Below are 8713 nucleotides of genomic sequence, written 5' to 3'. Positions count from 1 at the left end.
GTGCAATTGGACGACGCCGAACGACGCATCCTCCGGATCGTGCAGGAGGATGCCAGCCTGTCGACGGCCACGATCGCCGAGCGCGCGGGCCTGTCGCCATCGCCCTGCTGGCGACGCATCGACCGGCTGGAGCGCGACGGGATCATTCGCAAGCGCGTCGCGCTGCTCGACCGGCGCAGCGTCGGGCTCAACGCGCATGTGTTCGCGCAGGTGAAGTTGAACGCGCATGGCCGCGCGCATCTCGACGAATTCGCGGATGCGATCCGGGGCTTCCCCGAGGTACTCGAATGCTACGTCCTGATGGGACCGGTCGATTTCCTGATGCGCGTCGTCGCCGAGGATATCGAGGCGTACGAACGCTTCTTCTTCAACAAGCTCTCGCGCCTGCCCGGCGTGCAGGAGGTCGTGTCCACCGTCGCCCTGTCGGAGATCAAGTCGACGACCGTCCTGCCGGTGTGAGTGGCGCGCGCTGGCTCAGTAATTGAGGTCGAAGCCGATCAGCCGGCCCATCCACGCGATCCAGACGATGCCGAGCAGCGCCAGCGCGACGATCACGCTGCGGACCACCGCGCCCCAGCCGCGCCGGTCGCGAAACGCCAGCGCCGCATTCCAGAGGCCGACGGCTGCGCCGAGGACCGGCACCAAGGCGGCGACCTGAAGGACCCTGATCCAGCCGTCGAGCCCGTCATTGTAGGCGTCGACCCGGTTTTGGAGGATCGGCGCCAGCACGGTGTACCAGGCGCCCAGATAGAGGAGGTCGGCGGCGGCGGCCACGCGCGTCGCCAGCCGGACACGCGCCGCTTGCCCGGTCAGGCGCGTCGGCAGCTTGTAGCGCCTCCTCAGCCACGCCGACGCGGGCCAGGCGATCAGCGTCGCGATCAGCACGATCACCGACAGGACGGCGATCAACTGATTGACCACGGCGTTGCGCGCGAGCGGCACCGCCTGCAGGATTCCGACCGGGTTGGCGCTGTCGATAATGGCGCGCCTCCCGCCGACCTGCGTCACCAGCAGCTGGCGCGCGCCGCCGACCTCGCGCCATAGGCCGGGCACGACTTCGCGGAATTTCTTGTCCTCGATCGACGACAGGCTGACCGTGCCGTCTTCGTTGGCGACCAGCTGATCCTGCTGGATGAGGTAGAACAGGCTGATGAAGCCCGTTTCGACCCGCCGCGAGCTTTCGTACCGGCCCGCAATAGCGGCGGCATGCGCGGCCGCGTCGGCGATCGCGGGGCGGGCGGGCGTGCGTGGCGCGGGGAAGTAGCGATCCATGAACAGGTCGAACAGGCGTTCGCGCGCACCGTAGACCGAATTGTCGGCGCCCCGGCTGTTGAAGCTGACGAAGATCCCCACATTCTCCTCGGGCAGCATGTTCAGGTCGGTGTGGAAGACGATCGTGTCCCCGCCATGCCCGACCACCAGCCGCCCGTTGCGCCGGCCGTGGAAGAAACCGTGCGCCATCGTGTCGAAGCCCGCCGGGGCGGCGAAGGTGGGTTGAAACATCAGGCGGGCGGTTTCGGGCCGGAGGATGCGCGTATCGCCCAGCCGCCCCTGCTGGAGCAGCGCGATCATGAAGCGGCCCATGTCCGCGCCGGTCGCGCTGACGCTGCCGGCCGGGGCGGTGGTGACCAGCTCGAACTTGCTCGGCGCGGCGTCGCTTTGCGTATAGCCCTTGGACATGAAGGCGGAGAAGGCGCCGGGAAGCGGCTGCCGCGTGGTGGTGCGGCGCATGCCCAGCGGCGCCAGGATGTGGCGTTCGACATAGGCGTCGAACGGCTCGTGCGAGACACGCTCGACGATGTAGCCGGCAAGCGCCACGCCATAGTTGGAGTAAGCGGGCACGGTCCCGGACGGGAACAGTTGCGGGCGGATATTCTGCTTCAGATATTGCTCGTTGGTCTTCAGCCGCTTGGGATCGGTCGCGAGAAGGTCCTTCAGCCCCTCCTCGAACCCGGCGCGATGGTTCATCAGGTCGCGCATGGTGATCGCTCGGCCCGAGCGGGGCGTGATCCTGAAATCGAGATAGCGGTTGACGTCGGCGTCGAGATCGATCCGCCCTGCCTCGACCTGCTGCATCACCGCCGTCCAGGTGAAGAGCTTCGAGGTCGAGCCGATGCGCATCATCGATCGGGTCGGATCCATCGGCGTGGCTGCCGCGACGTCGGCGAAGCCATAGCCCTTCTGCGCTATGACCTGACCGTCCTTGACGACGACGACCTGCGCGCCCGCAATCTTCCCCTGCTTGAGCGCCGCCGGCATGTAGCCGTCGAGCCAGGCGCCCACGTCACGCGCGTCCAGCGTCGGCGTCGCCAAGCCGGGCTGATTGTCCGACTGGGGGGCAGGGGGCACGGCGGGAGACGCAGGGGGCGTCTGCGCGGGCACCGCCATGTGCGCGGTCGCGGCGGCCAGCAAAGCGAGGCACAGTCTGCGGATCATGGAGCCGTCTCCAGTCTTGGCCTCATTCGGCCGGGCGTTCGGGGGTGAAGCGGAGGTCCTGATAGTCGAAGCTGAAATCGGCGATCGGCGACACGCGCCGGGCCGTGATTGTGGCCACCTTGCCCTCCGCATCGAGCGCGAAGGTCAGGAAAGCCGGCTCGATCCCCGGATCGTCGAAACGTGTGATGAAGGTGTCGTACTGGTAATGCTCCAGCCGCCCCTTCATCCCCGGCGTGGGCGTAAAATCGACCGTCAGGCCGCGCGCATCGGCGCCGATCGCCATCGCGCCATACCAGGGATCGACGTAGCGGCCGGCATAGCTGGCGGGCGGAAGCGAGGGGCCGACCTTGGCGGCCACGGCCTTGCTTTGTGCGACGGCGGCCTGCGCGCCCGCGAAGCGCGCGTCGGCATAGGCCTGGAAACGCTTTGGCCAGTCCTGCTTGGGCAGGCCGAGATAATGGTCGAGCAGTTCGTACATCAGTCCGTGGCGCGGCGCCGGCTCCTCGCTGTTGAGTTCGATCGCGAAGCCGACCTTCTTTTCGGGGATCAGCACGACCATCGAGGTCGACCCGAACAGTCCGCCGGCATGCCAGATGATCCGCGCGCCGCGATAGTCGCGCACCTGCCAGCCGAGCGCATAGGCCTGGTAGGTCGGCGTGGTCTCCGCGACCGGCGCGGGCACGGGCGTGATCGGCATCGGCGTGACGGGCGCCCACATCTCGCGCGCCTGCGCCTCGCTATAGACGCGCTGGCCATTCGGCGCCGCGCCCTCGCCAAGCTGGACTTGAAGCCAGCGCGCCATGTCGTTCCCGCTCGCGGCGATCAGGCCGGCGGGCGCGGATGCCTGCGGCAGGCGGTCACGCTCGTCCAGCATGCGCATCGGGCCCACCCCGCGCACCGGGCCGCCGAACCGCGCGTGCGGCTGCGCGCGATTGGGTTCGGCGAAGAAGCGCGCCTCCTCGTCGATCGCGCGCGTCATGCCGGCAGGCGCGAAGACGTGTGCGCGGACGTAATCTTCCCACGTCTGCCCGCTGACCGCCTCGACCAACTGCCCGGCGACGAGGTAGAGGATGTTGTCATAGGCATAGCCACCCCGGAAGCTGGTGGCGGGCGCGATATGCCGGATGCGGCGGATGATCTCCTCACGCGAATAGCTGCCGCGCGGAATATAGAGCAGGTCGCCCGCGCCGAGCCCGAGGCCGCTGCGGTGGACGAGCAGGTCGCGCACGGTGATTTCGCGCGTGACCCAGGCATCGTACATCTGGAAAGCCGGCAGGTGATCGATCACCCGATCGTCCCAGCCGAGCTTGCCGGCATCGACCAAGGTGGCGAGCGCGGCCGACGTCATCGCCTTCGCGGTCGATCCGATCATAAACACGGTGTCCGCATCGACCTTCTCGGGCGCGTCGAGCTTACGGACGCCATAGCCCTTGGCGAGCGTCACCTTGCCGTCCTCGACGATCGCGATCGCCATGCCCGGCGTCCCCGACGCGCGGCGCAACGCCTCGACCCGCGCGTCGAAATTGCGCGGCGGCGCGGCGGCCAGCGGCGCGCCGATCGTAGCCGCGCAGAGGAGCGGGAGAAGCAGGCGTTTCGTCATGAGTGTTCCAGCCGGTTGGCCGCCCGCATGCGTGGCAGCAGGATCGCCAGCAGGAGAGGGAGGACGTAGATCAGGATCAGCAGCCAGGCGAGCAGGCGGTAGCCCGAGGCGATCAAGGTTACGAGGCCGACGCGGTCGGCCAGCAGCATGCACGGCGCCAGCAGCGCCAGTGCGACCAGCGCGCGCAGGGCGGGGGACAGCGCCGTCCGCCCGTGCGCATGCGCGACGCGCTCATTCACCGCATGGACCGCACCGCTGCCGCTTTCGAGCAGGGCGGCAAAGATCATCGCCTGGAAGAGCAGGTGGAAGGCCGGATGGCCGAGCCGCACGAGCATGTGATCCGACGGCAGCACCGCGCTGGCGATATCGGGCAGGAAGGCGGTCATGCCGATGAAGAACAGCAGGGCGGGCGCCATCGCCAGCGGGGCGGCGATCGCACCCGCGATCACGGCGTCGCGGCCCGAGCGGAAGTGGCGGGTGACCGGCAGGATCATCACCGCGCCGACGATATTGTAGCCGGCATAGACGATGCCGCCGAGCGGCCAGTCCGGCGCGGGCGGCGGCGCCATGGCGAAGGCGTGCGCGATTCGATCCCCCACGGTCGTCAGCGCCAGCAGGAGGAAGGCGGCATAGGTCGCGTAGAGCAGGACCGAGACCCAGACGAAGACGCGTTCGACCCCCGCATTGCCCGCCGCGACGCAGGCGACGATCGCCGCCATCAGCGCAAGCGTGCCGACGAGCGGCGGAAGTCCGAGCGTCGCCGCGCCGATCGCGCCCGCCGCCGCGCCGAACACCGCGAGGATCACGACAATGAACAGGGCGTAGGCGGCCTCGAACAGGAACCAGCCGCGCCCGAGCAGCGCCTTGAAGAAGGTCCGGTAATCACGCGCCCCGGTCATGTGCGCGAAGTGGAAGGTGGCGGCGGCGACCGCGCCCCAGATCAACGTCGCCAGCAGCATCGCCGCGAGACCGCCCCATGGACCGGCGGGGAGGAAGAATTCGGCGATCTCTCGCCCGGTGGCGTAACCGCCGCCGATCACCACCGCCTTGAAGGCGAGGCCCGGGAGGATGAACCGGCGGAACCGGTCCGTAGCGCGGTCGCTCAGGAGTGGCACGAAGCCAGCAGCCGCCGGAATGCGTCGCCGCCGCGGATCGGATCCGCCGTCGGCATGCCGAGGCGCGCTTCCGTCTCCGCGATCTCGCGCTCGGCGGCCCCCGCCTCCATGCCCGATGTGTTCAGGCTGATGCCGACGCAGCGAATTTCGGGGTTGGTCAGTCGTCCCAGCATCACCGTCTGTTCGATCACCGCCTCGATCGGCGGAACGGGGAACTGCGGATGCCCGAGAATCCGAGTCCGCCCCGGCTGATGGCACACGACGAACATGTCGGGCTGACTGCCGTGGAGCAGCGCCAGCGACACCGCCGCATAGGAAGGGTGGAACAGCGAACCCTGCCCCTCGATCACATCGATATGCGCGGAGTTGGTATCGGGACTCAGTAGTTCGGCCGCGCCCGATGCGAAATCGGCGATCACCGCGTCGATCGCGATCCCTTCGCCCGCGAGCATGATGCCCGTCTGCCCGCTGGCACGAAAGGTGGCGGACGTGCCGGATTCGGCCAATCCACGCGCGATGGCGAGCGCGGTATATTTCTTGCCGAGTGCGCAGTCGGTGCCAACGGTCAGCAGCCGCCGTCCGGTGCGCTTGCGCCCGCTCGCGACGGGCAGGCGGGCGGGGGGCACGCGCAGATCGATCAGGCGCGCCGTGCCGCGCGCCGCTACCTCCGCCAGCGCGGGAATGTCGGCCAGGCGCGTGTGCATGCCGGCGACGAGATCCAGCCCTGCCTCCAGCGCCTCGATCAGCGCGGGCATCCATGATGGCGGAATGACGCCGCCGGGATTGGCGACGCCGATCACCATCGCGCGCGCGCCCTTTGCCGCCGCCTCGCGCGGGCCCATCGCGGGCAGGCCGACGCTGACCGTCGCCGCTGGCAGGGCATGTTCCCCGATACACCTCTCTCCCGCCCAGTCGCGCAGGCCGAAGGCGGTCTTGGCAAAGCCCGCCTCGGTCGTGTCGCCCAGGAACAGCAGATAGGGCGCGGGCAGCGTATGGACCGCGACGCCCGTCTCTGCCGGGGAGGCCAGATCGGCCATCGGCCTAGAAGCCCGCGCCGACGGTCACGCCGATCGTGCGCGGACGGATGACGCCCGCCGCCGATGCCGCGAAGGGCAGGTTGGGCGGCACGCCCTGATCGAGCGAGGTCTTGCCGGCGACGTTCGTGAGGTTCTTGGCGTAGATTTCGACCGAATAGCGCCCAAACTCGACCCCGGCGCGCAGATCCAGAACCTCGTAGCCGCGGACGTAAGGCTGGCGCCCATTCTCCGCGCGCAGTCCCGCATTGTATGTCGCCGTCGCCTGCGACACGTGCCGCAGCGAGGTGCCGACATAGGCCTCGGTCTCGGTGGCGAGCGTCCATTCGTAATCGAGGTTCGCGGCCACGCTGAACTTGGGCGTGTAGGGCAGACGGTCGCCGTCGAGCCCGCCGACCTCCGGGGGCGTGTCGTCCTTCAGCTTGGCGTCGGTGTAGGCGCCGTTGACCGAGGCCGACAGCCCGGGCGTCGGACGAACCGTGGCGGTGAATTCGAAGCCGTCGCTCTTGGCCTTGCCGCCGTTGAAGTTGAGGCCGAAATTGTCGACGACCCCATAGACCTGAATGTCCTTCCAATCGATGTGGAAGACGGAGGCGTCGATCGAGAAGAAGCGATCGGGCGTCTGTGCCTTCAAGCCCAGCTCGTAGCTGACCAGCGAGTCCGAATCATAGGTCCGCAGCGCTTCGGGCGCGTTGGGCGGCAGGGTGTTGGGTCCGCCGGGGCGGAAGCCCTTGGCGACCCGCGCATAGACCGACGCGTCGTCGCTCATCTTGAACTTGGGCGAGACCGAATAGGTGAAGACGTTCTCCGACGAGCGCGCGCGCGGCAGGATGGTCTCGCCGCCGACGAGCGCCCCGTCCGACGCCTGATCGGACCATTGGCTGTTATGGCTGTAACGGCCGCCGAAGGTCAGGTCGAAGCGCGGACCGAAATGGACCGTGGCGTTGGCGAAGCCGGCATATTCGCGATAGCGCGACGGCGCCCGAGCCGAGCCGAGCAGCGGCAGCCCCGGCACCGGCGTCACCGTCCCCGGCGTCGCCGCGATCAGCAACTGATCGATCAGCCCCTTTTCATTGGTATAATAGCCGCCAACCAGCCATTCGAACACGTCGTCGGCCGGCGACTGCAGCCGCACTTCCTGCGTGAAGCGGCGGACGCGCGTCGTCTGATCTTGATAGAAGTCGTTCGGCACGCCCAATGCCTGCTCGACGATCACTCCATAGGACGGGGTGAGATCCACGCGGAAATTCTGCTTGAGCGTGCTGTAGCTGGTCGAGGAGACAACGCTGGCGAAGCCGAAATCGTAGTTCAGGACACCGTTATAGACGCGATAGCGGATGTCGCTAAATTCGGGCACGAACTGCGACTGGCTGAGCCGGCCGTACAGCGTGCGGCCCGTCGCCGGATCCGAATCGACCGAGTCCGACCCGTTGACGTCGATATTCTGGAGATAGGCGCTGAGCTGGATCGAGAAGTCGGCGCTCGGCTTGAACAGAGCGGACACCCGGCCGCCATAATTTTTCGACGTGTTGATGTTCTTGTCGACATCCGAACCGCCGGTGCCGATCGAGTCGATGAAGCCGCCGATGTCGCGGTAGAAACCGGATGCGCGCAGCGCCAGCGTTTCGCTGAGCGGCAGGTTCACGACCGCGCTGCCCATATAGGATGCCTGCCCGCCATCCACGCCCTCGACGCTGCCGCGCACGCGCGCCTCGACCTTCGTGGGATCGGGTGCGTTGGTCACGAACTTCAGGATGCCGCCGAGCGCGTTGGCGCCATAGAGCGTGCCCTGGGGCCCTCGCAGCACTTCGATCCGGGCGATGTCGAACGTGTCGAAGTCGCCCGCCAGGATGCCGCCGTTGACGAGGCCGCTCGACGAACCGAACACCGTCTCGTCCTGGTAGACCGCGACGGTCGAAGCGACGCCGCCGGTGTTCACGCCGCGCAGCACGAGCCGGCCGAAACCGGGGGTGGACTGGTTGAGCTGGAGCCCGGGAACGAGCTTCAGATAATCCTTGAAGTTGGTCGCCTGCTGCCGCTCGAGCGTGTCGCCGCTGACCACCGACACCGATTGCGGAACGTCTATCAGCGTCTCCTCGCGCTTCTGCGCGGTCACGATGATGTCCCCCGGCTGCGTCGCCGCCCGCTCGGCCGCCTGGGCCAGCCCGGCATTCGCGATCAGGAGCCCGGCGATGATGCCGGCAACGGATTGTATCTGACGAGAAGCGCGCATCGTCCCACCCTCATTACGTGCAACGACAGAAATTTTCGTCCTATTCAGAAAATTGTCAACCTATCTCGGCTTGGCGAAGCACTTTCTGTGCGCGACCGTCTAATTGTCGCAACAGCAATGCCGCGGATGCGGCGAGGCCGGCGAGCAGCAGGAAGAAAAGGCCGTGCGATGTCCGGCTCCACAAGGTGCCGACGAGGCCCGCCGCGCCGAACCCCCAATGCCAGCCATACAGTTCGCCCAGCGTTCCGCAGATCAGCGGCGCAAGGAAGCCGCCGATGTTCACCCCGACATAATA

7 protein-coding genes are annotated in these 8713 nt (G+C 67.7%); 1 reads left to right on the top strand and 6 read right to left on the bottom strand.

Annotated elements, in window-relative coordinates; all coding sequences use genetic code 11:
- A partial coding sequence (locus tag ACOJSF_RS03055; protein ID WP_420140759.1) for an Lrp/AsnC family transcriptional regulator occupies positions 1–459 on the top strand: 459 nt, incomplete at its 5' end.
- 15 nt (positions 460–474) lie between these two features.
- On the opposite strand, the gene ACOJSF_RS03050 is transcribed toward ACOJSF_RS03055, so the two are convergent.
- The 6 genes from ACOJSF_RS03050 to ACOJSF_RS03025 all read right to left on the bottom strand — a co-directional run.
- Positions 475–2436 carry a serine hydrolase gene (locus ACOJSF_RS03050; protein WP_420140758.1) on the bottom strand — a complete coding sequence of 654 codons (1962 nt, stop codon included), beginning with the start codon at positions 2434–2436 and terminating at the stop codon, positions 475–477.
- Positions 2437–2458: 22 nt separating this feature from the next.
- Positions 2459–4036, bottom strand: coding sequence for a serine hydrolase (locus ACOJSF_RS03045; protein WP_420140757.1), 1578 nt, complete (start codon positions 4034–4036; stop codon positions 2459–2461).
- A complete protein-coding gene (locus ACOJSF_RS03040; protein WP_420140756.1) occupies positions 4033–5151 on the bottom strand; it encodes a hypothetical protein in 1119 nt (372 codons plus the stop codon). The genes ACOJSF_RS03045 and ACOJSF_RS03040 overlap by 4 nt, the downstream gene beginning before the upstream one ends.
- Entirely contained in the window at positions 5139–6188 is a 1050-nt protein-coding gene (locus tag ACOJSF_RS03035; protein ID WP_420140755.1) for a DUF1611 domain-containing protein, read from the bottom strand. Before ACOJSF_RS03035 ends, ACOJSF_RS03040 begins: the two co-directional genes overlap by 13 nt.
- 4 nt (positions 6189–6192) lie before the next feature.
- Positions 6193–8418: a TonB-dependent receptor gene (locus tag ACOJSF_RS03030; protein ID WP_420140754.1), complete on the bottom strand. Its 2226-nt coding sequence runs from the start codon at positions 8416–8418 to the stop codon at positions 6193–6195.
- A gap of 55 nt (positions 8419–8473) precedes the next feature.
- A partial coding sequence (locus tag ACOJSF_RS03025; protein ID WP_420140753.1) for a hypothetical protein occupies positions 8474–8713 on the bottom strand: 240 nt, incomplete at its 5' end.

The sequence above is a fragment of the Sphingomonas sp. genome (assembly GCF_048594985.1).
Classification (GTDB): Bacteria; Pseudomonadota; Alphaproteobacteria; order Sphingomonadales; family Sphingomonadaceae; genus Sphingomonas_I.
The sequence above is the reverse complement of the archived record's forward strand: the minus strand, read 5'-3'. Positions and strand labels throughout refer to the sequence as shown.